General features: G+C 45.0%; 23 protein-coding genes. 17 read left to right on the top strand and 6 right to left on the bottom strand.

What is annotated here, in order from left to right:
- The first annotated feature begins 10 nt into the window (after positions 1-10).
- Positions 11-1,015, top strand: a complete 1,005-nt coding sequence (locus KCTCHS21_RS23645; protein WP_130613999.1) for an ABC transporter substrate-binding protein — start codon at positions 11-13, stop codon at positions 1,013-1,015.
- A gap of 1,056 nt (positions 1,016-2,071) precedes the next feature.
- On the opposite strand, the gene KCTCHS21_RS23640 is transcribed toward KCTCHS21_RS23645, so the two are convergent.
- Positions 2,072-2,980 (bottom strand): 1,4-dihydroxy-6-naphtoate synthase, encoded by a 909-nt coding sequence (locus KCTCHS21_RS23640; RefSeq protein ID WP_130613997.1) that lies wholly within the window; start codon positions 2,978-2,980, stop codon positions 2,072-2,074.
- Positions 2,980-3,654 carry a futalosine hydrolase gene (locus KCTCHS21_RS23635; protein ID WP_232057940.1) on the bottom strand — a complete coding sequence of 225 codons (675 nt, stop codon included), beginning with the start codon at positions 3,652-3,654 and terminating at the stop codon, positions 2,980-2,982. The genes KCTCHS21_RS23640 and KCTCHS21_RS23635 overlap by 1 nt, the downstream gene beginning before the upstream one ends.
- A gap of 186 nt (positions 3,655-3,840) precedes the next feature.
- On the opposite strand from KCTCHS21_RS23635, the gene KCTCHS21_RS23630 reads away from it, so the two are divergent.
- The gene (locus KCTCHS21_RS23630; protein ID WP_232057939.1) at positions 3,841-4,428 is read left to right on the top strand and encodes a ribonuclease H-like YkuK family protein; all 588 of its coding nucleotides are present in this window, start codon (positions 3,841-3,843) and stop codon (positions 4,426-4,428) included.
- Between the two features lie 21 nt (positions 4,429-4,449).
- Here the strand turns inward: KCTCHS21_RS23630 and KCTCHS21_RS23625 are convergent, their stop codons facing one another.
- On the bottom strand, positions 4,450-5,358 hold the full coding sequence (locus KCTCHS21_RS23625; RefSeq protein ID WP_130613993.1) for an AraC family transcriptional regulator: 909 nt from the start codon (positions 5,356-5,358) through the stop codon (positions 4,450-4,452).
- Between the two features lie 123 nt (positions 5,359-5,481).
- Between KCTCHS21_RS23625 and KCTCHS21_RS23620 the strand changes: the two genes are divergently transcribed.
- The 8 genes from KCTCHS21_RS23620 (at position 5,482) to KCTCHS21_RS23585 (ending at position 13,355) form a co-directional block, all read left to right on the top strand.
- On the top strand, positions 5,482-6,543 hold the full coding sequence (locus tag KCTCHS21_RS23620) for a Gfo/Idh/MocA family protein (protein ID WP_130613991.1): 1,062 nt from the start codon (positions 5,482-5,484) through the stop codon (positions 6,541-6,543).
- Positions 6,540-7,397, top strand: a complete 858-nt coding sequence (locus KCTCHS21_RS23615; RefSeq protein WP_130613989.1) for a sugar phosphate isomerase/epimerase family protein — start codon at positions 6,540-6,542, stop codon at positions 7,395-7,397. Before KCTCHS21_RS23620 ends, KCTCHS21_RS23615 begins: the two co-directional genes overlap by 4 nt.
- Positions 7,398-7,420: 23 nt before the next feature.
- Entirely contained in the window at positions 7,421-8,308 is an 888-nt protein-coding gene (locus KCTCHS21_RS23610) for a sugar phosphate isomerase/epimerase family protein (RefSeq protein WP_130613987.1), read from the top strand.
- Positions 8,309-8,369: 61 nt separating this feature from the next.
- Positions 8,370-8,621 carry a cysteine-rich CWC family protein gene (locus tag KCTCHS21_RS23605; RefSeq protein WP_331871371.1) on the top strand — a complete coding sequence of 84 codons (252 nt, stop codon included), beginning with the start codon at positions 8,370-8,372 and terminating at the stop codon, positions 8,619-8,621.
- 321 nt (positions 8,622-8,942) lie between these two features.
- A complete protein-coding gene (locus KCTCHS21_RS23600; RefSeq protein ID WP_130616672.1) occupies positions 8,943-10,394 on the top strand; it encodes an RtcB family protein in 1,452 nt (483 codons plus the stop codon).
- Positions 10,395-10,483: 89 nt separating this feature from the next.
- Positions 10,484-10,768 (top strand): late competence development ComFB family protein, encoded by a 285-nt coding sequence (locus KCTCHS21_RS23595; RefSeq protein WP_130613983.1) that lies wholly within the window; start codon positions 10,484-10,486, stop codon positions 10,766-10,768.
- Positions 10,769-10,868: 100 nt separating this feature from the next.
- Positions 10,869-12,260 (top strand): MDR family MFS transporter, encoded by a 1,392-nt coding sequence (locus KCTCHS21_RS23590; protein WP_130613981.1) that lies wholly within the window; start codon positions 10,869-10,871, stop codon positions 12,258-12,260.
- Between the two features lie 57 nt (positions 12,261-12,317).
- Positions 12,318-13,355 carry a TraB/GumN family protein gene (locus tag KCTCHS21_RS23585; RefSeq protein ID WP_130613979.1) on the top strand — a complete coding sequence of 346 codons (1,038 nt, stop codon included), beginning with the start codon at positions 12,318-12,320 and terminating at the stop codon, positions 13,353-13,355.
- A gap of 209 nt (positions 13,356-13,564) precedes the next feature.
- On the opposite strand, the gene KCTCHS21_RS23580 is transcribed toward KCTCHS21_RS23585, so the two are convergent.
- From KCTCHS21_RS23580 to KCTCHS21_RS23570, 3 genes are all read right to left on the bottom strand, one after another.
- Positions 13,565-14,830: an EAL domain-containing protein gene (locus tag KCTCHS21_RS23580; protein WP_130613977.1), complete on the bottom strand. Its 1,266-nt coding sequence runs from the start codon at positions 14,828-14,830 to the stop codon at positions 13,565-13,567.
- 181 nt (positions 14,831-15,011) lie between these two features.
- On the bottom strand, positions 15,012-16,088 hold the full coding sequence (locus KCTCHS21_RS23575) for a phosphodiester glycosidase family protein (protein ID WP_130613975.1): 1,077 nt from the start codon (positions 16,086-16,088) through the stop codon (positions 15,012-15,014).
- Entirely contained in the window at positions 16,085-16,525 is a 441-nt protein-coding gene (locus tag KCTCHS21_RS23570) for a hypothetical protein (protein WP_130613973.1), read from the bottom strand. The genes KCTCHS21_RS23575 and KCTCHS21_RS23570 overlap by 4 nt, the downstream gene beginning before the upstream one ends.
- Positions 16,526-16,785: 260 nt before the next feature.
- On the opposite strand from KCTCHS21_RS23570, the gene KCTCHS21_RS23565 reads away from it, so the two are divergent.
- From KCTCHS21_RS23565 to KCTCHS21_RS23535, 7 genes are all read left to right on the top strand, one after another.
- The gene (locus KCTCHS21_RS23565; RefSeq protein ID WP_130613970.1) at positions 16,786-17,634 is read left to right on the top strand and encodes a DUF72 domain-containing protein; all 849 of its coding nucleotides are present in this window, start codon (positions 16,786-16,788) and stop codon (positions 17,632-17,634) included.
- A gap of 19 nt (positions 17,635-17,653) precedes the next feature.
- Positions 17,654-18,649, top strand: coding sequence for a Gfo/Idh/MocA family protein (locus tag KCTCHS21_RS23560; RefSeq protein ID WP_130613968.1), 996 nt, complete (start codon positions 17,654-17,656; stop codon positions 18,647-18,649).
- Between the two features lie 152 nt (positions 18,650-18,801).
- The gene (locus tag KCTCHS21_RS31260; protein WP_130613966.1) at positions 18,802-19,320 is read left to right on the top strand and encodes a hypothetical protein; all 519 of its coding nucleotides are present in this window, start codon (positions 18,802-18,804) and stop codon (positions 19,318-19,320) included.
- A gap of 70 nt (positions 19,321-19,390) precedes the next feature.
- The gene (locus KCTCHS21_RS23550; protein WP_130613964.1) at positions 19,391-20,788 is read left to right on the top strand and encodes a sialate O-acetylesterase; all 1,398 of its coding nucleotides are present in this window, start codon (positions 19,391-19,393) and stop codon (positions 20,786-20,788) included.
- Positions 20,789-20,909: 121 nt separating this feature from the next.
- Positions 20,910-21,548, top strand: a complete 639-nt coding sequence (trhA, locus tag KCTCHS21_RS23545; RefSeq protein ID WP_130613961.1) for a PAQR family membrane homeostasis protein TrhA — start codon at positions 20,910-20,912, stop codon at positions 21,546-21,548.
- 902 nt (positions 21,549-22,450) lie between these two features.
- The gene (locus KCTCHS21_RS23540) at positions 22,451-22,858 is read left to right on the top strand and encodes a hypothetical protein (protein WP_130613959.1); all 408 of its coding nucleotides are present in this window, start codon (positions 22,451-22,453) and stop codon (positions 22,856-22,858) included.
- Between the two features lie 15 nt (positions 22,859-22,873).
- Positions 22,874-23,530 carry a pentapeptide repeat-containing protein gene (locus KCTCHS21_RS23535; RefSeq protein ID WP_157994110.1) on the top strand — a complete coding sequence of 219 codons (657 nt, stop codon included), beginning with the start codon at positions 22,874-22,876 and terminating at the stop codon, positions 23,528-23,530.
- The last annotated feature ends 54 nt before the right edge of the window (positions 23,531-23,584 follow it).

The following is a 23,584-nucleotide window of genomic DNA, read 5'->3' as shown; positions in this document are numbered from 1 at the left end:
GGACGTGACGATGAAGAAGGTATGGTTATTATCAGTTTTGGCGCTAGTATTGGTGATCAGTGCTTGTGGTTCCAATAACAGTAAGAACAACAATTCATCACCAGCTGCCGCAGCACCTTCTAAGAAAGCTGGATCAACGGATCAAAAAATGTACATCCCGATTATTTCTAAAGGGTTCCAGCATCAGTTCTGGCAAGCAGTTAAAGCCGGTGCTGAGAAAGCAGCTGCAGAGTTAAATGTTGAAATTACATTCGAAGGTCCTGAGACTGAATCCCAAGTAGATAAGCAGCTTGAAATGCTTCAGGTTGCTTTGGACAAGAAACCAAGTGCGATTGGTTTTGCAGCGCTTGATAGCCAGGCTTCCATTCCGTATTTGAAGAAAGCACAAGATGCCGGTATCCCGATTGTTGCATTTGACTCCGGTGTTGAAAGCACTATTCCAGTTACTACAGTAGCGACGAACAACTCCGTTGCTGCAGGTATTGCAGCTGATAAGATGGCTGAGCTAATTGGTGGCGAAGGCGAAGTTGCAGTCATTGCACATGACCAAACGAGCCGTACAGGGATAGATCGTCGTGATGGATTTGCTAACAGAATAAAGGAAAAATATCCGAATATCAAAATCGTTGACATTCAATACGGCGGTGGAGATCACTTGAAATCTACCGACCTTGCAAAAGCTATTATGCAAGCACATCCGAATATCAAAGGCTTCTTCGGTACTAATGAAGGCTCTGCTATCGGTGTTATTAACGCAGTATCCGAAACGAAAATGACTGGTAAAATTACAGTTGTCGGCTTCGATTCCGGTAAAGCACAAATCGATGCAATCAAAAATGGTTTGATGGCGGGCGCAGTTTCCCAAAACCCAGTTGGTATTGGTTACGAAACCGTTAAAGCGGCAGTAGCTGCAGTAAAAGGTGAAAAGGTTGATCCAATCATCGACAGCGGCTTCGTATGGTATGACAAAACTAATATCGACAACGATGATGTTAAAGCTGTTCTCTACGAATAAGTAGAACAATACGCTTTGTCGTAATCAAGAGCATGGGATAGTCTGAAAAGCCAAAAGGCGTTGGTATAGTAGGTTTAACCTATCTGTACCAACGCCTTTTGCATTGAGCTTAAGTGAACGGGGCGTTCCCGGCCACTTTCGCCGCTTCCGATTATCGTTGCTCGAAATAATCGCACATCTCTTAACAAACATGACTCTTTTGAGTCTCGTTGCTCGAAATAATCGTACAACGTGCACCAAACGTGCCTCTTCCGGACCCCGTTGCTCGAAATAATCGTACAACGTGCACCAATCGTGCCTCTCCCGGACCTCGTTACTCGAAATAATCGTACTACGCGCACCAATCGAGCCGCTTACGGACCTTGTTGCTCGAAATAATCATACAACGCCCACCAAACGTGCCTCTTTCAAGCCCCGTTACTCGAAAACATCGTACAACGCCCACGAATCGTGCCTCTCCCGGGCCTTGTTGCTCGAAATAATCGTACAACGCCCATCAAACCTGTCTCTTCCGAGCCTCGTTACTCGAAATAATCGTACAACTCGCCCCAATCGTGCCGCTTCCGAGACACGTTGCTCGAAATAATCGTACAACGCGCACCAATCGAGCCTCTTCCGGACCTAGTGAGCAGAGTACTAGGACTTTTTTGCGTTCTAGTACTCTGCATTTAAAGAAGTAGGATGTAATTCATCCTTATTGGTCTCGAACCCTGGGTGGAACGGTGGAAGAGCAATGTTTTGTATCGTTGTTGCTGACTTTTTGGCGTTTGGATGAGTCATATTGGCTCAAGTAGAATGTTATTAATCGTTATTGCTCTCCCGAGGTAGCCTGAGTTGCCATTAAAGATGTTTTGTATCGTCGTTGCTGACTTTTTGGCGTTTGGGTGAGTCATATTGGCTCAAGTAGAATGTTTTTAATCGTTATTGATCTTACAAGGTAGCTTGAGTGAGTCATTAGAGATGTTTTGGATCGTTGTTGCTAATTGTGTCTTATGTTTCGGGAATGTTGGTGTGTAGTTGTACTAAAGTGATGGCTTTGTGAAGCTAATGTCTTTGCTATCTCAGAGCTGCTAAATCCATTTGGGGGACTAGCCCCTCGTCCATGGCACGTTGTAGCAGATTGGTTATTGCGGCAAAGCCTTCGTCTCCTAAATCAGCTGTAAATTCGTTGACATACAGGTCGATGTGAGATTGAGCGACACTTGGGTCCATTTCTTGAGCGTGGTGAAGTACATATTCCTTAGAAGCATCTGGATGCTGCCAAGCATATTCTACTGACTTGCGAATCCATGTGCTGATCGTGGCAAGATCTAGAGAACGACGAGCAATAATCGCCCCTAGTGGAATAGGCAACCCTGTGTCGGATTCCCACCAGCTTCCCAAATCTACGACTTTGGAGAGGCCGTAATTCTGGTAAGTAAAGCGAGCCTCGTGGATAACGAGACCAGCGTCGATGAGACCATCTCGAATTGCTGGCATAATTTCGTGAAAAGGCATTACCACAATTTCACCGATACCGCCGGGGACGTTCTGCGCTGCCCAAAGTCGGAATAGCAAATAAGCAGTAGAACGCTCGCTTGGTACGGCGACTCTTTTGCCAGAAAGAAGAGAAGCACCCTTCGCCGCGATTTCATCAGTACTTCCAGCAACGCCACCATCACTACTTCCCGCAGCCCCACCATCAGCCCCACCATCAATACTCCCCCCAGCCGTCAAAACCAAAGGTCCACATCCCCGGCCAAGAGCACCACCGCAAGGAATGAGCTTATACTCGGGGGAAATCCATGGCATGGCGGCAAAGGAAATTTTCATAATATCCAGCTCATCAGAATTGGCAGCTAGATTGTTAGTAATATGAATATCTGCATAAGTGACATCGAACTCCGGTGTGCCCGGAATAAGTCCGTGTACTAAAGCATGGAAAACAAAGGTGTCATTCGGACAAGGTGAAAATGCGATTTTCATTAGATTACCTCCGATAAGCGAGTGCTTGCTATTTCAAGTGCGGCGAGGGCATCTCCGATACGCCATGCTGCTCTATCACGGGGACCGACTTTGTTGGAAATTGTGCGTATTTCTATGAAAGGAATCCCGCTATTATGAGCCGCAGCGGCAACACCATACCCTTCCATCGCTTCGGCTGCTGCTCCCGGAATTCGCTCAGCTAGCTCCGAAGCAGTCAAGGCTGTACCTGTAACCGTAGACAGCGTAAGAATAGGACCAACACATACCGAATGTCCCCCGGCGAGTATGGCTTCCGCCAATCGGGACGACAATTCTAAATCTACCTGCAAACGACTGCTCCCGAATCCCAGCTTGTCCACACTTGCGAAGCCCTCGGGGGTTTCCGCCCCAAGATCTGCGGATATAACCTCATTTGCAATGACGATAGAGCCGATAGCTGCTTGTTCCTCGAACCCTCCACCGATACCAGCACTAACAACTAAATCGTAACGCGGTGTTACAGCTCTCGAATCCGCAATCGAAGCCCAAGCTAATTTAGTAGCAGTGCTAACCGCCGCAGCTACAGGCCCGACTCCCCCAACTAGCACCTCGAAGCGGCTGTCTCCTGATAAACCTCGTAAAACCGCCTCTTTTTCAGCTTCGACGGCGGTTACTATAAGTACTTTGCTCAGCATATAAAAAATCCCCTTTGTCTGGGTTTTCATTTTGTTAATGGAGTTACTTTATTAATTATAGTGTCCTTTCCCTTGCGAGTAAACTCATGCGATAAACAAGCCAGCTATAAGAAAAGGAGGTTTACTGAGGTGCTTTGGTTCGAGTCCGGTCATTGACGCCATACAATAGATAATAAGACAGCATGCATGGCAGAGGTGAATGTATTGACGATGATGAGTACAATTTCAACTTGGGACGATTTGAGCTTTCAGAATGTTTCGGAGAGTGAGTTAAGCCTTGATCATGTGCTCGAACGGATTTTGAGCTTTATTACCCAAGATCCGCGAAGCTCTTATCATTTTGTTATCGGTACCGATAGTCAGGTTCACCGTGGGCAAACAAAGTTTGTGACAGGTATCGTCATTCATCGAAGAGGGAAAGGAGCATGGGCGTGTTATCGTGAGCTAGCGGTTCCAAGACAGCTCACCTCGATTAGGGAGAAGCTAATGCTGGAAACCTCTTTTTCGCAAAGGGTAGCAAGTTACTTCGATGAAATTGCGGTCATGAAGATGGAGGAACTACTCCTTCCGAACATCTGTCAAGGGGCTATGCTTGAAGCCTACATTGACATTGATGCAGGCACCGAACTAGTTGTAAATCAAACAGCCCTCTATGTTCAAGAAATGGTCGATCGCGTGGAAGCGATGGGAATGTATGCCCCGCGAGTAAAGCCCGATGCCTACGGCGCCTCCTCTTACGCAAATCGATATACCAAAAATCGCATGATTCTGTAAACAAACAAAGTGCACGGGCGATCAATCAGCCGGTGCACTTTCTTCTATGCCCTCAGTGTCATTGTTTCTCCAGTTCGTGGGAGACACCTTCTTCATTCTTTTGAACGTCCGGCTAAAATAGTAAATATCACTAAATCCGGTTGCGAGAGCGATTTCTGATATATTCATGCGTGTGTTACGAAGCAAGCTTTCGGATTTGTTAATGCGGACTAGATTAATGAATTCAACTAACGATTTATCGGTCACCTGTTTGAACAATCGGCTGAAATGAAACCGACTCAAACCAATATGATCGGCAAGCAACTGCACGGTAAGCTTGTCCTGATAGTTCTCGTCAATATAGGCAAAGACAGGAGAGAGCCGTTCTAGCTCCTTAAGTCTGAGACGATATTGGTCAAGCTCGGTTAGTGTTGCAAGATACTTACGAACGAGAATGGACAGTAGTTGATAGAGGTAGGATTTAACAGATAGCTCATAGCCTAGCTCTTTATTGTCTAACTCTCTAATGATGGCATGCATACATTGAGTTACTTCTTCGTCTTTAGAAATGTAATTTTGAAATAAAATTCGGTTTTGGATAATCGGTGTAATAAACTTAGTTTCTATAGCATCAATGGAATGACTGTGAAGTAAAGAGACATCAACAATCATCGCATAATAGGATAAATCCTCTGAAGCCGCAATTCCATAATGCAGCTCGTTGCTATTAACAACGCATAGCTCGCCTGCTTCGAACGAAATGGGAACAGATCCGCACTCAATTGTTGCTTTTCCAGCTACAAAAAATAAAAATTCCATATGCTCGTGCCAATGATGAACAAATAGAGTTTCCCCTACAACCATAGTATAGGTCTGGCGAGGGTTAATCTTAATAGGAAATGTCGGGTCAGGCATGTCCATCGGTTCGCGTAATGAAGCTACTCTCTCCATGTTCCTCACTCCTGCATAGCACGATTGTACAAACAAATAGCATGCTTATTCATGGCAACTAAACCTAATCCCATTATAATACGAATTAAGAATAAATGTTATTCATAGGGAGAGTTGAGCAAAGTGAGCCAAATTAGAATTGGTGTCATCGGAACTGGATCTATTTCAGAAACGCATTTGAATGCGTATTCACAGAACCCCAACGCAACTATTAGTGCAATTTGTGATTTGAACGAGGACAGGGCGCGTCAAGTTGCAACGAAATATGGAGCTAGCAAAACGTATACAGATTATAATGCTTTACTGGCTGATCCAGATATTGATGCAGTAAGCATCTGTACTTGGAACAATACCCACGCTTCGATCAGTATAGCTGCGCTTAAAGCCGGCAAGCATGTGCTTGTTGAAAAACCACTATGCCGCACGGTTGCAGAAGCGCTTGAAGTTCAGGAAGCAGTTCGTGAATCAGGCAAGCTGCTACAAATTGGTTATGTTCGCAGATTTGATCCAAACGTAGTTATGCTCCGCGAATTCGCTGACCAAGGGGAATTCGGAGACCTGTATTATGCTAAAGCTTCGACGATTCGCCGTCTTGGCAATCCTGGTGGCTGGTTCGCTGATGTTGAACGCTCTGGTGGAGGCCCGCTTATCGATATCGGCGTTCACGTTATTGATCTTTGCTGGTACTTGATGGGCAGACCAAAGGTTAAAACAGTAAGCGCCAATACGTACAAGAAGCTAGGCAATCGTTCACATATTGAGCATTTGAGCTTCTACAAAGCGGCAGATTATGATGCCTCGAAAAATACGGTAGAGGATATGGCTAATGCTCTAATTCGTTTCGAAAATGGCGCGTCTATTCTAGTTGATGTGAGCTACTCTCTTCATGCCAAGCAAGATGAAGGCTCTGTGAAGCTATATGGGGACAAGGGTGGCTTCGAGATCGATCCTGAGATTGCCATCGTGACTGAGAAGTACAACACTATCCTTAATATCCAGCCGCAAACGAACAGCGAGGCGGGATTCCAAGGGGAGCCTGCATTCCAGAACGAAATCAATCATTTCATTGATTGTATCGTCAAAGGCGAACAGCCTCTGAGCCCTGTTGAGGATGGAGTAGAAATGATGAAGATTCTATGTGCAATCTATGAATCTGCTGCTAAAGGAGAGGAAGTTCACTTATGAAATTCGGTATAAGTACTTACTGCTTCTGGCAAGAGGTTCAGGCTGGATCAATGGACATCCTTCAAGTCATCGGTCGTATAGCAGATATGGGTGGGGAGCATGTTGAGGTTGTTTCGCTTGGATTGGATCTAGTGGATAACCCTGAGCTGATTCAAGCCATTAAGAGTAAAGCGGCTGAGGTTGGTATTGATATTTCTAATTATGCCATTGGTGCTAATTTTGCTGGTCTAGATGAGCAAGCTTATGAAGCAGAGATTGAACGGGTAAAAAGAGAGGTCGATGTCGCGGCTGCCTTAGGCGTAAAGCTTATGCGACATGACGTTGCAAATTCCGAAGATAAATCTATCAAGCAATTTATGAAGGATTTGCCTAAGCTAGCTGATGCTTGTCGTGCCATTGCGGATTATGCCGCAGCCTTTGGAATTACAACAAGCGTTGAAAATCACGGCTATTACATTCAGGCAAGTGATAGAGTTCAAGCTTTAATAAATGAAGTAAATCGGGATAACTTCCGCACGACATTAGATATTGGTAATTTTGTATGCGTTGATGAGAATCCAGTAACTGCAGTGCGCAATAACATTCCTTATGCATCTATCGTTCACGTGAAGGATTTCTATCTGAGACCAGAATATCAAGATCCAGGAGCGGGCTGGTTCCGTTCTTCTGGGGGTAATTTCTTGCGTGGTGCTATTGTTGGACAGGGGGACCTCGACATTCGTTCCGTGCTACGGATCGTAAAAAATTCCGGCTATGACGGGTACCTTTCTATTGAATTCGAAGGCATGGAGCCATGCGTAATGGCTACTGAGGTAGCGCTTAATAATGTCAAAAGATTATGGGAAGAAGTCTAATAGGCTAAAGGAGCATGATTAATATGACAGAAATTTTGCAACCTTGGAAAATTGGAGTCATCGTGGATAGCTTTAGAGTAGGTGTTCGTGAAGGACTTATTAAAGCACGCGAAGTAGGGGCAGATGGCGTTCAAATTTATGCGGTATCGGGAGAAATGGATCCGGCAAATTTGTCGTCCTCAGCACGCAAGGAATATAAGTCCTATATTGAATCGTTAGGTCTGCAAATATCGGCATTAGTTGGTGATCTTGGCGGACATGGCTTTCAAGATAAGACGGTTAATGCAGAGAAAATAGAAAAATCTAAACGTATATTGGACTTGGCTGTCGAATTGGGCACGAACGTCGTAACTACCCATATCGGAATTGTTCCGGATGACCGTAACAGCGAAATCTATGAATCGTTGCACAATGCTTGCGATGAATTGAGTCGTTATGCAACGAGCATGAATGCGTATTTTGCGATTGAGACGGGACCGGAGACGTCAGCGCATTTGAAGAGCTTTCTAGATGGTCTAAGCTCGAATGGACTCTCTGTAAATTTTGACCCTGCTAATATGGTCATGGTAACTGGTGATGATCCGGCTCAAGGAGTCCATAATCTGAAGGACTATATCGTCCATACGCATGCTAAGGATGGGATTAGGCTTCGTGAGGTTGATCCTCGTCAAATTTATGGCTTCCTTGGCTACGAGGGACTTGATCATGACAAAATAGCTGAGGATGCCGAATCGGGAGATGCGTTCAGGGAGGTTCCACTAGGACAGGGTGGTGTGAATTGGGAGCTTTATTTGAAAGCCCTAAGAGACATCGGTTATAATGGATATCTTACGATCGAACGCGAAGTCGGAACAAATCCTGAGGCAGATATTGCTGCAGCAGTTCAATTCTTGAAAGCTAGAAACTGGTAATCTAACAGTCGAAATAGCTGTGAGAAAGGCGAGAGCTCGTTATGAAGCTCTCGCCTTTCTCATGTATTCAAAGCGGCTGCACACAAGGGAAGGGGGAATTAACCTGATGCAAGCGAATAACGCCAATCATTGTCCCTTGTGTGGCAAGGGCAACAATTGTGGTAATTTGTCAGGACTGCCGCAAGGCTCCTGTTGGTGCAGCAAAGCCACATTTCCGCCTGATATTTTCAAAAGCGTCCCTCCCGAGCTGATAAACAAGACCTGTATATGTAAGTCTTGTCTCGAGAATTTTGAAATAAAAAAGGATAAATAAAGGATTGACAGAACTTCCCACCCCGCTTATGATTAGCGTTATCAAATTATGAAAGGAGGCCAATGAACATGACCCTATTTAACCCTACACCAGCAATGAGTTCCATCGCAGCAGCACAGAAACTGAATATGAAGAGACATGTCCATTGGCCTCTACGGGAATTGGCAAGGAAGAAGAAGGTTTAGCGACGGACGGCGGATGCCGTAACCGATCGTATTCCTTTAGTATTTTCTTTGCACAAGAAGACCGCGAGCTATGGCTTGCGGTCTTTTTGTGTTATTTCAAGCGTTCCAACCAAATAAAAAAAAGATAAAGGAAATGATGAACAATATGTTAACAGAACAACCAAACGGAAATACAAACACTTATTATAGGCAAATGAAGCTCACTGCAGGAGATGTTCATGTGTATGCCAGCAACGAATTATACAATGCGTTGGACGGAAAGGTGTTCGAGATGGCCAACAACAACCTACAAATTCCGAACATCCGCTATATGGGCTATACCCCGGACGTTCATGTTGGCATAGGTACATGCATCGGGACAACAGCAGTATGGGACACAGAAAATGCATTCGTATCGCCTTCCATTGTAGGGAGCGATATTGGCTGTGGGATGCGCGTGCACCTAACGAATTTATCAGCTCATGATTTGAAGGATGTGAAGCTGCGGCGAAGGCTTGTAAAGGCAATCGAGCGTATGCTTCCGGTTGAAGAGCAAGCCCGCGGTCATTATTCGGACTTTCGCTTAGAGCAAATTGTAGTAAAGGGGCTGCATGGGCTTCCTAAAAAATATGTACCAGATGCCTATACCCCTCGTAAAGCAACCTCACTGACCCATGTCGAGCATAGCCGATTTCAATTCGATGAAAGCTATTTAGAGCGAATTCCAGAGCAGGTATGGCATAGAGCGCATCGCCAGTTAGGGACGCTTGGTCGGGGGAATCATTTTGCAGAAATCCAAACGATCGAAATTCATGAGGATAATCGAGAAGTTGCGGAGCAGTGGGGATTGGTGGATGGTCAAATTGTCATTATGATTCATTCTGGCTCGCGTGCATGGGGTGGTTCTGTTAATCAACACTGTGGATCGGAGGTTGCCAAGTTCATGCGCATGAACGGCTTAGGCACGGCTGATCCCAAGCTTGCCTTTGCGCCGCTTCACAGCGATGCAGGTCAAGCTTACTTGAATCTGATGTACTCGGCACTTAACTATGCAGTCGTTAATCGCCATCTCATTGCTAATAGCATTCGAGAAGCGTGTAGAGAAGTGCTAGGCCCCAAATTCGAAATGAGCACGTTGTATGATTTAATGCACAATTATGCTTGGGAAGAAGAGCAGAGAGGTAAATCCTTTTTCGTACATCGCAAAGGAGCGACTCGTGCATTGCCTCCGGGTCATCCGGATAATCCATTGCCTTTTTTGAATACGGGTCATCCAGCGCTCATTCCAGGCTCAATGGGTTCAGCTTCATATCTAATGGTTGGTCGTCCGGAGGGTGAAAGCAATCATTATTCCATTTGTCATGGTGCAGGGCGCATTCGCTCTAGGAATGCTTCGAAACAGCTAGTAACAGTAGAGGAATTCGCTTCATCTATGCGTATTGGGCAAGAGGATGAAATTATTGTGAATCACAAGTCGTTGGAATCAATTCTAGATGAAAGTCCCCAAGCCTACAAAAGCATTGATCAAATTATTGATAGCGTTGTTGGTGCCCAACTGGCTTCTGTTGTTGCCAAATGCCACCCCATCGCAGTTATTAAAGGGGTATAGAAAGATAAGCTCATAACTAAAAAATTGTTAATGTTTAGGATTCTGTTTTTTAGTATAATGAAATTGGATTTCCAAAAGGAGTGTTAATATTGATTTCATCTCGGGACTTGTCCATTCTTAATGTGATGGAGCCTATTGTTAGTCATTTATTCGAAGATAATTACGTAAAGACCGGGGCATTGAAATGTGCTTGTGATAAATGCCAGCTAGATATTATTTTGCTGACACTCAATCATCTTACTCCTCACTATACGTCAAGCCAGGCCGGCGAAGCCTACATTAAAGCGCATTACTTGGAGCCGCAGCTGCAATCTGATGTATTAAGAGAAATTACAAATGCCGTTAAAGTGATTGAAGAACATCCGAATCATTAGAATAAGAAGCTTAACTAGTAAGAGGCCTTTCATTCGTGCAGGGCCTCTTTCTTTTTAATAGGAATGGATTGCGATAAACCAAAGGAAGTAGGACTTAATAATGTCTCAAAAGAGAACAAATCGTACTGTCGTAACCATAGGACTCCTGGCCGCGCTATTCATCGGTGCACTCGATTCTACCGTTGTTACGACGGCAACGACAAGCATTGCTAAGGACTTAAATGGGTTAAGTCTGCTTAGCTGGATATTTTCAATCTATACACTGACGACTTGCGTCACAACTCCCATATTCGGGAAGCTGGCGGATCTCTATGGAAGAAAGTCTATTTTTACAGTAGGGTTAGCCTTATTCTTGATTGGCTCAATACTATGTGGTGCTGCCCAATCCATGCCTGAGCTGATTTGGTTTCGGGCTATTCAAGGAATAGGTGCTGGCGCACTGACACCCGTCACGTTTACCATTATAGGAGATTTATACACAGGTGAGCAGCGGGGTAAGGTTCAAGGTATTCTTGCTTCCGTATGGTCGATCGCTGGCTTAATTGGACCGTTCGTTGGCGGCTACTTCGTCGATACGATCTCTTGGCGCTGGATTTTCTATATGAATATTCCGGTTAGCATTATATCTTTTATCCTCGTGTTTGGGTTCCTACATGAACGCTTCTCTAAGGTATCCAAGAGCATTGACTATCTCGGGGCATTAACCTTTACCATATGTATCTCTAGCTTACTTCTTGCATTGCTGACTGGTGGCGAGACCTATGCTTGGGACTCTTCGATCATATTGGTTCTTTTCCTATTAGCTGCTGTTTTTCTGCTACTGTTCCTACGCGTGGAGACAAAGGCGAAGGAGCCCATGCTGCCATTGCTGTTATTTCGCGAAAGACGGATGGCAATTCCCTATGTGCTAGGTTTTTTTGGATTTTGCGTTGTTGCTGGGGTTACGATATATATTCCACTCTGGATACAGAATGTTATGGGGTACAGCGCTACTAAGTCAGGCTTGATGCTCATGCCTATGTCAATTGCTTGGCCTATCGCTGCTAATCTATCTGGAAGATATATGTTCCGTTTTGGTGCGAAAAGGTTCATGACGTTAGGGACGATTTTTGTAATGGGAGGAGCGATCTGGCTTTATACTTTTGATATGACCTCCTCCTATCTTCAAATTATCGGAATTGTAATTGTTATTGGGTTCGGTATGGGATTTCTTAGCACTACGGCTATCGTAACTATTCAGAACGCAGCTGCGGGAAATAACCGGGGGGTAGCAACGTCAACGAACTCATTAATGGGTGCATTAGGCCAGACGGTCGCGGTTGCCGTATTCGGGATGCTGTTTAATCACGTGGTGACAGTAGAAACGCCTGTGAAGATGGCAGACGGAATGCATCTCATATTTACCCTTATTCTGGCGATTGCTATAGTAAACCTTATTGTTGTCAACTTGCTGCCTTCGGAGCGGAAGGGCCAGGAGAGTCAGACTGTATAGAGACATATGAGGATAATAAAAACGCGAAAGCTCTGAAGGGGGGGGGGGAGAGATAAAATGATTAAGAGGATTTATACAATTTTCGCAGTATTATTGGTTGCACTGGTACTGGCTTCTTGTAGCTCGGGCTCTAAGGGAAATAACAAAGAGTTAGCAGTGGTTACAACGCCCGTACCTTCGGAATCTGCAGCTGTATCTGTATCATCAACTGAGCCGTCAACTACGCCATCCACAGAGGATTCATCCGATCAAGGTTCAGGCTCCAAAGGCTTTCTTTGGAAAATTTCCGGAGGAAAAAATCAAGGCTACTTGGTCGGTACCATTCATGTGACAAGGGAAGCGATGTATCCGCTTGTTCCAGAATTGGAGCAGGCCATAGACGAGTCAGATTTCATTGCTCTTGAGCTGGATTTGACCAAAGTAGATCAGATGGAGACGTTGAAGCTTGTTAATGAGAAGGCACTTTTGACGGATGGAACTAGCTTAAAGGATCATGTGTCGGAAGAGGATTATACGCAATTTGAAAAGGTTATGAAGAAGTCATTGGGTGTCGGTGTTAAGATATTCGATACGTATGAGCCGTGGTATGCAGCTATGACTTTGGAAGGCTTACCGGCAATGAAGTACATGAGCTCCGATGGAATCGACAAGTATATTGCTAAGAAAGCCCATAATAGTGGCAAAACAGTCATAGAGCTGGAAAGCATGGAGTCGCAAATTGGGCTGTTTGATGGGTTTTCGGATGAATTGCAAAAGCTTTATTTTCATCAAACTGTAGCTAACTCTAAGTTAGGGGCTATTGGACTTAAGCAGCTAATGGACATGTGGACACTGGGCAATCTAGATTTGCTGAAAAACATGCATGTCCAATATGAAAAAGAAGGTAAAAAGTCGATGGGGAAGCTATTCGATGAGTATAACAACAATTTCCTCGTTAATCGGAACATTGAGATGGTTAAAAAAATTGATCATCACCTAGCAGATGGGGAAGACGGAACATACTTAGTAGCAGTCGGCTCCTTGCACATGGTCGGTAAACAGGGACTAGTTTCTTTACTGGAGAAAAAGGGCTATACGGTAGAGTTTGTAAAGTAGGCAGAGGGGTATTCGGGTGGGTGTTCCCTTACACACCCACCAAACTCGAAAGGACCGTCAGGGCGAATTTCCCTGACGGCTACATTTTCGTCTATCCGACGATTAACCATACATAGTATGTCTAATGCTCCCCAAACCTCGTCCATCTGACGATTAACCATACTTTGTATGTCTAATGCTCTCAAATCCCCAACATGACCTAAATAAGCCTAATCAGTATTATCCGCAATATCGATGAGGAGCACGAGCTCCTTGCTGATGGGAATGGAAAGGGTTCTGATCCACGCATGTGTATCCAGATCTGCATATTTGGTTGAAACTTTAGCTTCAATTCGTGAATCATCATGCGAGAGATGAGGGATGAAATAAGGTCTCCAGCTCCAATCCGCCTTACGGTAATCTAAGTTTATTTGCCAGGTTTCTGTATGATTACGATAATGGTTTGCTGATATTTGAATGCCGTTACTGCGGCAAAGATACACGCGCATACAGGATATATCCAAGTGAGGCAATAGATGTGCAACGACTTCATCGGCCAGTTCTGAATCCATGTAGGCATCCGAACCTCCGGGTGATAATTTCTGGGCTTGCTCTAGAAAAGTGTGGATTCCGGACGTTTGTATGGTGCTGACGAGATCTTTTCCTAACTGCTCCCACAATTGCCTAGACGCTTGAAGCTGCTGTCGGTGCTCATCTAGCGCGGTCTCTATTAATGTAGCGAAAGTTTCTTTAGATCGAAATTCAGGCTCAGCCTGAGAGAACAAAAAGCCTTGAACATATCTAGCCCCGATTTGAATGGCGCGTTTAAGATCCTGACTCGTCTCCACACCTTCTACTAGAAGGGAGGCCCCAATTTGCTCTGCCAAAGTGGAGAACGAACGCAGAACTCCCAAATAACCGCTATGGCTTGCACTTTTTTTCATCAAATGAATATCGACCTTTAATAGATTAGGCTGTATTTGAGCGATTCGATCGAAATTACTGAAGCCTGTGCCAATGTCATCAATGGCAATTTGACAGCCGTGAGCACGGTAAAGGTTAATGATTTCATTAAGCTCTGCCATCGAGCCGCAAAATTCTTCCTCCGTAATCTCAATGCAAACCTTGTTAGGATTAATCCCATACTTGTCGAGTAATTGCAACGTGTGCAGCTCTCCTGAGCTTTTGTAGTGCTGATAAATCCACGAAGGCTTTAAATTGATGTATATGGTTGGAGGGTCTATCAACGTGCTAAGCTTGGAGATTGCCTGCTCGCGAAGTAAGCGGTCGACACATACATGCTGCTCGACAGGTACGCTCGAATCGGAGAAGAAGGGTCCCAAGCTACTAATAATTCCATCTTTAAGCTGTCTGCCAAGTGCTTCGTATCCAACAATATTGCCGGTCTCTAGTGCGATAATCGGCTGAAAATAGGCGAGAAGCATCCCTTGTGGAATGGAAGGGGAAATCGCGCTGTTGTCTGCTTCAATGCTCATAGCTATCCCCTCTGCATAACAATGATGTTATAAAAAATGACATGAATATCTGATTTGATTGTAATGGAAGAATGAGAGAAAGGAAACTGGCAATGCGCACAAAAATATGTTTAAAAAAACTAACATGCCCCCTCGATGTGAGAAGACATGTTAGTTTGCTTATTCATTCGCATATGTACATTTACTTAAAAAACAAGAAGTTAGTAGGAAGCTTGCGCAGATTTCCGTCGGATGGGGTGTTAATAACTCTCCCGTTAAACACAAGCGAGGTCGAGCCGCCTCCATCAAGGTTGTAGCCGTCTAAGGCTCCGAAACGCTGCAACAAAATTTGCATCTCTTCCAATGTCGCGCCAGAGCTTCCCTTCTCGTTATAGCCATCAGCGATAAGGAAAAGCAGTTGGTCATCTTTATAGCTTGCAATGACTGTGCGCGGCGCACGTTTCGGACTCGTTTGCCATTTAGAAGGAATCTCTGTCTTACGGCCATTTTGCAGTAGGACTGGCACGAAGGATGCTCCGAATTTAGGGCCGAGAGCGTCTAACTGCTCCTTGCTAGAAAATTTCCCTCCAACAAGCTTGTTGTTGTCGTCTAGTCCAACGAAGAACAAGTCTTTAAAGGACGCTTGAAAGTCACCCACATATTGTCCGTCAACGACCGTGGTGCTAAGCGGATAACGTTTACCTCCACTATCTGCAAAGCCCCCAGCATTAACGCCGACAGCGGCTTTATACCGATTAACCGCAGACAATGTTGTTTCCGCTCCACCCTGCTTGTCATTTCCAAGCACTAGCTTCATTGCATCCTTGTGCTTAAGCTTTATTTTCAGAGCATAGGCTTGAAAGTTGTCCGTTCCCAAGTAAAATAGCTGAGCTTGAAGCTTGTCTGACTGAATAGTAGAGGCAGGTTTTCCTAGCTTGCCAGTAATCCGTCGATCATAAATTTGATAGGGCCTCGAGGCTTGGCTTTTCGCTAGGGTAGCAATTTGTTTCATGTCTGCATTCGTCTTGTTGTATAAGGTCAATTGCTTTTTAATAGACTTTCCTGTTCCATTGGCAATAGTCTCTGCTTGTCCAAGCGCTTCTATTGTTTTGGAGGAAGAGCGACTTGGATCCGTAGCTTCACTCACATGCTGTGGAAATGAATCCTCTGTCATTACAACTCCAATGTTCGCTATTAGCATCCATATTATCATTCCAATGAAAGGTGTGCAGGCAAGAAGAATCGTTCGATTAATATACCGTATCGATAATCCGCTCATTTGAGAACATCCAGACTCTTTTTGAGCTCACTCAGCTGCTTCTTCACTTCGGCTAATTGCGAATAGAGCTTGTTACTGTTGTCGGTCTTGGAGTCCGCATTGTCTTTCGTAAACGTAAGCAGCTCGTTAAGTGCTTGGATCTTGCCATCCATCTGAGAGAGCTGCTCCTTATAGCCATCTTCGAGCTTGGTTAAGCGAACGTCGTAATCTCGCTGCATAGCGGATAATTGACTAGCTGTTTGCTTCTCTAAATCTGAGGAGACTTGCTGCTGAATGTGGTCGGAATAGAGCTTGGCCCCGAAAACACCGCAAGAAATTAAAATAAGCCATACAATGGCATAAAAGAAAAAGGAGCCTCCGCGCTTCTTCCTAGGCGATGTCTCTCGGTAAGTGTCGGTTAGTGTAGCTTGCTTATTTTCTACATTTAATTCTCTCATTTCTCTGTTTCTTACACCTCTCTTGTTGTCGTTGCTTAACGTAACTCAGAATGACTTGACGTATAATGAACGAAATTAATGTCGAAAAGTTGCGGTTGTCATGGGATTGTAATATACATTGTCGGAGGTTGCTTCTCGTAATAATGGGTTTTAATAGTGGAATTTAATCTGCTGAGAGCACTTGATGATTGTCTGATAAAGTTTTAGTATCAGGGTAATGCTTAATCGACTATGGATTAAGAAAAGTGGAGGTGCCACAAATGATTCTCGTCGGCTTGACGGGTTGGGGAGACCACGATGCTTTGTATCCTCTCGGCACTACAGCGAAGGATAAGCTCAAAAGCTATAGCAAGTATTTCTCAATTGTTGAACTGGACAGCTCGTTCTATGCGGTTCAGCCTAAGGAACGGATGGCACGCTATGCAGAGGAAACGCCTGATGGATTTCAGTTTCTAGTAAAAGCTTATCAAGGAATGACGGGTCATCTCCGCGGGAAGCCTTACTATGAAACGGATAACGAGATGTATGCGGCATTCCGTGAGAGCTTAGAGCCTGTGATGGAAGCTGGTAAATTAGCAGCGGGGTTATTTCAATATCCTCCGTGGTTCGATTGTACGAAGGATAATGTACGTTTATTAAGGGAGACGAAGAAGCGTATGGAGGGTTTTCCGTGCGCGCTTGAATTTCGTCATCAGAGCTGGTTTGCGCCGAATTATAGAGAGAAGACGCTTGCCTTTATGAAAGAGGAAGGCTGGATACATAGCATTTGTGACGAGCCGCAAGCTGGGCTTGGATCGATTCCCACTGTCCTCGAAGCTAGTCATTCGGAATTTACACTCGTTCGGATGCATGGACGAAACATTAGCGGCTGGAACCAAAGTGGAGCTCCAAATTGGAGAGAGGTACGATATTTGTACGACTATAATGAGGAAGAGCTGAAAGAATGGAAGGATCGTATTAGGCTGCTGTGCGGTCAATCTTCGACGATTGGAGTTATTTTTAACAATAACTCTGGAGGACATGCAGCCGGCAATGCTAAGCAGTTTATGCGTTTGCTGGACATTCCCGTTGTAGAAAAGCCAGAGCAAATCGATTTATTTAACCTCTAAGAGAGAAGGAATTGTCATCATGATCAAATTCGGTATTATCGGAACAAACTGGATCACAGAAGAATTCATTAATGCAGCTAGCCAGCTCGGGGATTTTACACTAACCTCTGTATATTCTAGGACCGAAGCTCAAGGCCGTAAATTTGCGGACAAGCACGGTATTTCGCACGTTTACACAGATCTGGAGCAATTTGCTTCCAGCCCCGAATGGGATGCTGTCTATATTGCTAGTCCCAATTCCTATCATATTGATCAAGCGATTTTGTGCATGAATCATGGAAAGCATGTGTTGTGTGAGAAGCCGCTTGCCTCTAATGCCCACGAGGTGCAGCGTATGATAGAAGTTGCTGCGAATAAAGGCGTTGTACTTATGGAAGCGATGAAGTCAACATTTACACCGAATTTCGGTGCCATTCAAGAAAACTTACATAAGATTGGACCTATTCGGCGTTACTTTGCAAGCTATTGCCAGTATTCGTCCAGATATGATATTTACAAAAAAGGTGAGGAAATTCCTAATGCTTTTAACCCTGTATTTTCGAATGGGGCGTTAATGGATTTGGGGGTTTATTGTATTTATCCGTTAGTGGTGCTGTTCGGCAAGCCAGACCGAATCCAGGCAAGTGCGATGCTGCTTGATTCCGGAGTCGATGGCGCGGGTAGCATCCTGCTCTCCTATGAAGGCAAGGGAATGGATGCGGTCATTCAATATTCCAAAATCGTAGATTCCTATGCAAGCGCCGAGATCCAAGGGGAGAAGGGTACGATCATCTTCGATAAAATAAGCAGGCCAGACGAGGTGAAAATTCGTTACCGAGATGGAACTGTCGAGGATATTACAAGGCCGCAAGTAGACAATGCCATGTTCTACGAAGCTCAGGAGTTTATTAAATTGATCCAAAGTGGAGCTAGCCAATCTAATTTGAATTCTCACGCCAACTCCCTCTTAGTTGTAGAGGTCATGGACGAGGCTCGTAAGCAGGTCGGGCTCGTCTATCCTGCGGATAAACAATAACATAGCACATAATTGAGGCGAGCCGCCCTCCATAGTCGCAAACCGCGACAAAGGTGGAGAAAACCAGGGCGAGCCGCCCCTCATAGTCGCAAAACGCGACAATGATGGGGAAGAATGAGGCGAGCCGCCCTCCATAGTCGCAAAATGCGACAATGGCGGAGAAAACCAAGGCGAGCCGCCCCCTCATAGTCGCAAAACGCAACAATGGAGTAGTAAACCTGGGCGAGCCGCCCCTCATAGTCGCAAAACGCGACAATGGCGGAGAAAACCAAGGCGAGCCGCCCCTCATAGTCGCAAAACGCGACAATGGCGGAGTAAACCAGGGCGATCCGCCCTCCATAGTCGCAAAATGCGACAATGGAGGAGAAAACCAAGGCGAGCCGCCCCTCATAGTCTCAAAATGCGACAATGGCGAAGTAAACCAGGGCGAGCCGCCCTCCATAGTCGCAAAATGCGACAATGGAGGAGAAAACCAAGGCGAGCCGCCCCTCATAGTCGCAAAACGCGACAATGACGGAGTAAACCAGGGCGAGCCGCCCTCCATAGTCGCAAAACGCGACAATGGAGGAGAAAACCAAGGCGAGCCGCCCCTCATAGTCGCAAAATGCGACAATGGCGGAGTAAACCAAGGCGAGCCGCCCCTCATAGTCGCAAAACGCGACAATGGCTGAGGAACTCCACCCATATGCTCAATTAAACAAGCAATCTTTTCATAAAACTTATTAAGATGAGGTGTAGCAGATGAGCAATAAGCAGATCGGTGTCGTAATTGAGCATGGCCCACAATCTTGGTCCATCTTGCAGCAGCACGAGGGAGTAGCTTCGATTGAGCTTTCAGGCTCTTGGGCAACAAACGAGGAAACGCTAACTGGAGCTCAAGTGTATTCCCGGGTAGTTAGGGAAGATTCCTCTGAGACGGTTGTTGGTTGGACGATAGCTGTGATGGAAGACAATCAAGCTTGGAAAGTCCGGTTAGAACGCGTGCCGGCCGGAGGCTTGTATCGTATCGAGACATGTTTGCAAATCAATGGAAATCAAGAGCTGGAATGGGCTTTGCGTGGAGATATGATCCATCATGTGGGAGTCGGTGATCTTTGGGTAATTGCAGGGCAGAGCAATGCAGCCGGCTATGGTAAAGGACCAGTTAACGATGCACCAGAAATGGGCATTCACCTATTGCGAAATAGCGGAAAATGGGACTTGGCTACCCATCCTTTTAACGAATCAACGCAAACAATTCATATCGAAAATCGTGAGACGGCCAACCCTGGTCACTCCCCATTCCTAGCTTTTGCACGAATACTCAAACGAGAAACCGGTTATCCGGTCGGCCTCATCCAAACGGCTTTAGGTGGCTCTCCGCTGAAGGCTTGGAATCCAGAGGAAGAAGGCACGCTTTATCGCAATATGCTAAGTATCGTTCAGTCTGCCGGTGGTTCAGTGAGAGGTGTCGTTTGGTATCAAGGGTGCAGCGATGCGAATCCGGACGAGAGTGTTACCTATGCAAAGAGGTTCGGTACTATGGTTAGCCATTGGAGACAAGATCTTGGAGTAGCTGATCTACCGTTCATAACCGTCCAATTAAACCGTCACACTGGTGTCAACCCAACGCTTGAAGAAAATAAATCTTGGGGAACCGTAAGAGAAGCGCAACGAGCGGTAGCGAAGGAGATTCCTCATGTTACTGTTGTTCCAGCTATCGATTGTCCTTTATCCGATGAAATACATAATAGTCCGGCGGGGAATCTGCTCATTGGTGAAAGAATGGCCCGCGCTGCTCTTGCGACAATATATGGACGGAATGTTCATTATCAGGCTCCGGAAATTAGCCGTGCTCAAGTCATCGTTAAGGCTGAAGGCGAACTAACAGTTGAATTGGAGTTCAACAATGTAGGCGGGTACTTGGTCAGCATAGGTCCGAATGAGCAGGTGTTTACGATTGAAGATGAGGATGGTTTTGTGGAGCCTCTACATTGGCGCATTTCTGGAAGAAATACGATACAACTAACACTTGGTCGAGCGATTAAAGGACAAGCTTACGTTCACGGTGGTTACGAAAGAGATCCAGCTAAGCATTATCCGTTGGATTCATTGACCTACCTGCCCCTTCTTTCCTTTTATAAAGTATCCATTGAGTAAAATAGTTCGGAATAAGTTGGGGCTGTCTCAGAAGCTATTAAGTTAGCTAAGGGGTAGCCCCACTATAGATATAAGTAATAGATTGGTCTTAATACAGCAAGAGGAAAGGCGGCACATAAGAATGGCAGATACACACGTATATACAAAAAGAGAAGAGGTAGCGAATGCGATCACGCATGGTCTTGCGACTTTGCTGAGTATTGCGGGACTTGTGATACTCATAGTATTCGCTAGCTTAGAGGGTACGGCATGGCATGTTGTCAGCTTTACAATATTCGGGGTAACGATGCTTATGCTTTATACGGCGTCAACGCTAGTTCATTCTTTTCCGGAGGGTAAGGTTAAGGATTTGTTCGAAACGTTTGATCATTCGTGCATTTACTTATTTATTGCAGGCACCTATACGCCATTGCTGCTTGTCACCTTGCGCAGTCCGCTCGGGTGGACATTGTTCGGCATTGTCTGGGGATTAGCGATCGGTGGTGTCGTATTTAAGGCTTTCTTCACAAAAAAATTCCTAGTGCTATCGACTTTATTTTACGTCATGATGGGCTGGCTAATTGTGTTTGCTTGGCATCCGCTTCAAGCTTTGCTTATGCCCGGCGGTATTCGACTGCTCATTATTGGTGGTTTACTCTATACAGTTGGCTCCATATTTTATATTTGGAGGGGCTTTCCTTATCATCATGCCGTGTGGCATCTGTTTGTCGTAGCGGGCTCGGTGATGCACTTTTTCGCGATTCTGTTATATGTGCTTTAATGCTGAAGCCGCGCCAGCAACCATGAAATTCCTAGTTACTAACAGATGCCAGCGCTTGTGTCCTTGATGAGACGCCGATTTCCTTAAATTTTGAGAGATAGATTTTGATTTAGCCTTCTGTTAGGGGCAATTTTCTTGGGGATAAGCACATTCGAAGCTCCCCCACAATTGAGTATGAGCAGGTTGATCTCGGAAGGGATTAGTCGCTCGACCAGAGCAGGAGGTGCTAATGCTTCCTGCTTGCGCGGATAAGGCAATAAAATAGCTCAATAACATGGACACATAGCTGTCTGATGTTCTCATAGAAACATAGAAACTGCCCGAAGCTCTCAATAGCTCAGATGTATCTAATTCCTCGCCACCCTATATACCTAAATAACTCCTCGCTACCCCACACAACCAAACATACAACCAATTAGTCCTTGCTGCCCACATAACCAAATAACTCTCGAAACCCTACATAACAAATAGCTCTCGCTATCCCACATAGCCAATACTCTGAAGAAGCCTCTCATACGCCCCCGGTATCTAGAAAGCTCCTTATATAACCAACCAATAGCTACGCCGATCAACTACTCCTCTCTATAATAAACTTCATATCTTACGTAAATTTACAGTTATAGGAATTCAGTCATTACCATTAATAACGGACAAGAATCGGCTTCCCATTATTACTCTGAAAGTCCATAATAGAAGGACATGTTAGCTAGCTAGATATAAACGTGACTTGTCTGCAATAGCGGACTTTTAGCGCCCCCCGGTGCGTTAATGAGGAAGAAGCAGCAGATTTACGCCGCATAGTGAACGCACAGTTCATTATTGAGGAAAATCCAGCAGAATTACGTCCCATAGTGAACGCATAGTACGTTAATGAGGAAGAAGCAGTAGATTTACGCCCCATAGTGAACGCACAGTACGTTAATGAGGAAGAAGCAGCAGATTTACGCCCCATAGTGAACGCACAGTACGTTAATGAGGAAGAAGCAGCAGATTTACGCCCCATAGTGAACGCACAGTACGTTAATGAGGAAGAAGCAGCAGATTTACGCCCCATAGTGAACGGACAGTACGTTAATGAGGAAGAAGTATCAGATTTCCTCACCATAGTGAACGGAAAGTTCGTTAATGAGGAAGAAGTAGCAGATTTACGCCCCATAGTGAACGCACAGTACGTTAATGAGGAAGAAGCAGCAGATTTACGCCCAATAGTGAACTCCCGGTTCGCTATCGCTAACAGAAGCAGCGAAATTGCGCCTAATAGTCCGCCCCCACAACACGCCACCGTATTACTTAATAATCTACTTAGCTAGGAGATGCATACTAATATGGCAGTGAAGAAAGAAAAGAGCATTCTGGATGCTCCGAGAATACCTAAAGAACTTGATCAGCTAACCGTTTCCGATTATGAAATGCAAGATAAGCAAGTGTTCGAGAACGGCCGATTCACCCAGGATAAGATAGCCAATCAAACCGCAGATAAAGTAATCTTTGATCGGATTGTTTTCGACAATGTCGTGTTTGATGAAATAGCGTTAGAGAGAGCTGAGCTTACAGACGTCGTGTTTAATCGCTGTGATCTATCGAACGTGAACTTTCGGGATTCAATCTTACACCGTGTTGAATTCAACCATTGTAAAATGCTTGGCTTTGATCTATCGAGCTCCACGATTAGAAACGTCAAATTCGATGAGTGTTATGGGCAGTATTCGGTTTATCGATTCACAGATATGAAGTATGTAAGCGTGAAGCGGAGCAATTTCGACAAGGCTGATTTTTATGAGGCTGCTTTTTCCAAGGTAGAAATCACGGAAACGGGCATCGATCAAGCACAATTTTCGGGTGCTAAACTATCGGGTATGAATTTAAGTACATGTGAATTTCAATCTATTGGAGTCACGTTGGAAGGCTTGCAGGGCTGCATCGTGAGCTCCGATCAGGTTCGTGGCTTTGCCTACTTGTTAGGCGTAGTCGTTAACGATTAGCATATGAACACGTAGCCTAGGCTTTGAATAGGATATTAACCTATTCAAAGTCTT

This window comes from Cohnella abietis (genome assembly GCF_004295585.1).
Taxonomy (GTDB): domain Bacteria; phylum Bacillota; class Bacilli; order Paenibacillales; family Paenibacillaceae; genus Cohnella; species Cohnella abietis.
This window is presented reverse-complemented; position numbering and strand designations above follow the sequence as displayed.

Coding starts and splice junctions, on each gene's coding strand:
- KCTCHS21_RS23645 (WP_130613999.1), top strand. CDS start 11: ATGAAGAAGGTATGGTTATTATCAGTTTTGGCGCTAGTATTGGTGATC.
- KCTCHS21_RS23640 (WP_130613997.1), bottom strand. CDS start 2,980: ATGAAAATCGCATTTTCACCTTGTCCGAATGACACCTTTGTTTTCCAT.
- KCTCHS21_RS23635 (WP_232057940.1), bottom strand. CDS start 3,654: ATGCTGAGCAAAGTACTTATAGTAACCGCCGTCGAAGCTGAAAAAGAG.
- KCTCHS21_RS23630 (WP_232057939.1), top strand. CDS start 3,841: ATGGCAGAGGTGAATGTATTGACGATGATGAGTACAATTTCAACTTGG.
- KCTCHS21_RS23625 (WP_130613993.1), bottom strand. CDS start 5,358: ATGGAGAGAGTAGCTTCATTACGCGAACCGATGGACATGCCTGACCCG.
- KCTCHS21_RS23615 (WP_130613989.1), top strand. CDS start 6,540: ATGAAATTCGGTATAAGTACTTACTGCTTCTGGCAAGAGGTTCAGGCT.
- KCTCHS21_RS23610 (WP_130613987.1), top strand. CDS start 7,421: ATGACAGAAATTTTGCAACCTTGGAAAATTGGAGTCATCGTGGATAGC.
- KCTCHS21_RS23605 (WP_331871371.1), top strand. CDS start 8,370: ATGTATTCAAAGCGGCTGCACACAAGGGAAGGGGGAATTAACCTGATG.
- KCTCHS21_RS23600 (WP_130616672.1), top strand. CDS start 8,943: ATGAACAATATGTTAACAGAACAACCAAACGGAAATACAAACACTTAT.
- KCTCHS21_RS23590 (WP_130613981.1), top strand. CDS start 10,869: ATGTCTCAAAAGAGAACAAATCGTACTGTCGTAACCATAGGACTCCTG.
- KCTCHS21_RS23585 (WP_130613979.1), top strand. CDS start 12,318: ATGATTAAGAGGATTTATACAATTTTCGCAGTATTATTGGTTGCACTG.
- KCTCHS21_RS23580 (WP_130613977.1), bottom strand. CDS start 14,830: ATGAGCATTGAAGCAGACAACAGCGCGATTTCCCCTTCCATTCCACAA.
- KCTCHS21_RS23575 (WP_130613975.1), bottom strand. CDS start 16,088: ATGAGCGGATTATCGATACGGTATATTAATCGAACGATTCTTCTTGCC.
- KCTCHS21_RS23570 (WP_130613973.1), bottom strand. CDS start 16,525: ATGAGAGAATTAAATGTAGAAAATAAGCAAGCTACACTAACCGACACT.
- KCTCHS21_RS23565 (WP_130613970.1), top strand. CDS start 16,786: ATGATTCTCGTCGGCTTGACGGGTTGGGGAGACCACGATGCTTTGTAT.
- KCTCHS21_RS23560 (WP_130613968.1), top strand. CDS start 17,654: ATGATCAAATTCGGTATTATCGGAACAAACTGGATCACAGAAGAATTC.
- KCTCHS21_RS31260 (WP_130613966.1), top strand. CDS start 18,802: ATGGCGGAGAAAACCAAGGCGAGCCGCCCCCTCATAGTCGCAAAACGC.
- KCTCHS21_RS23550 (WP_130613964.1), top strand. CDS start 19,391: ATGAGCAATAAGCAGATCGGTGTCGTAATTGAGCATGGCCCACAATCT.
- trhA (WP_130613961.1), top strand. CDS start 20,910: ATGGCAGATACACACGTATATACAAAAAGAGAAGAGGTAGCGAATGCG.
- KCTCHS21_RS23535 (WP_157994110.1), top strand. CDS start 22,874: ATGGCAGTGAAGAAAGAAAAGAGCATTCTGGATGCTCCGAGAATACCT.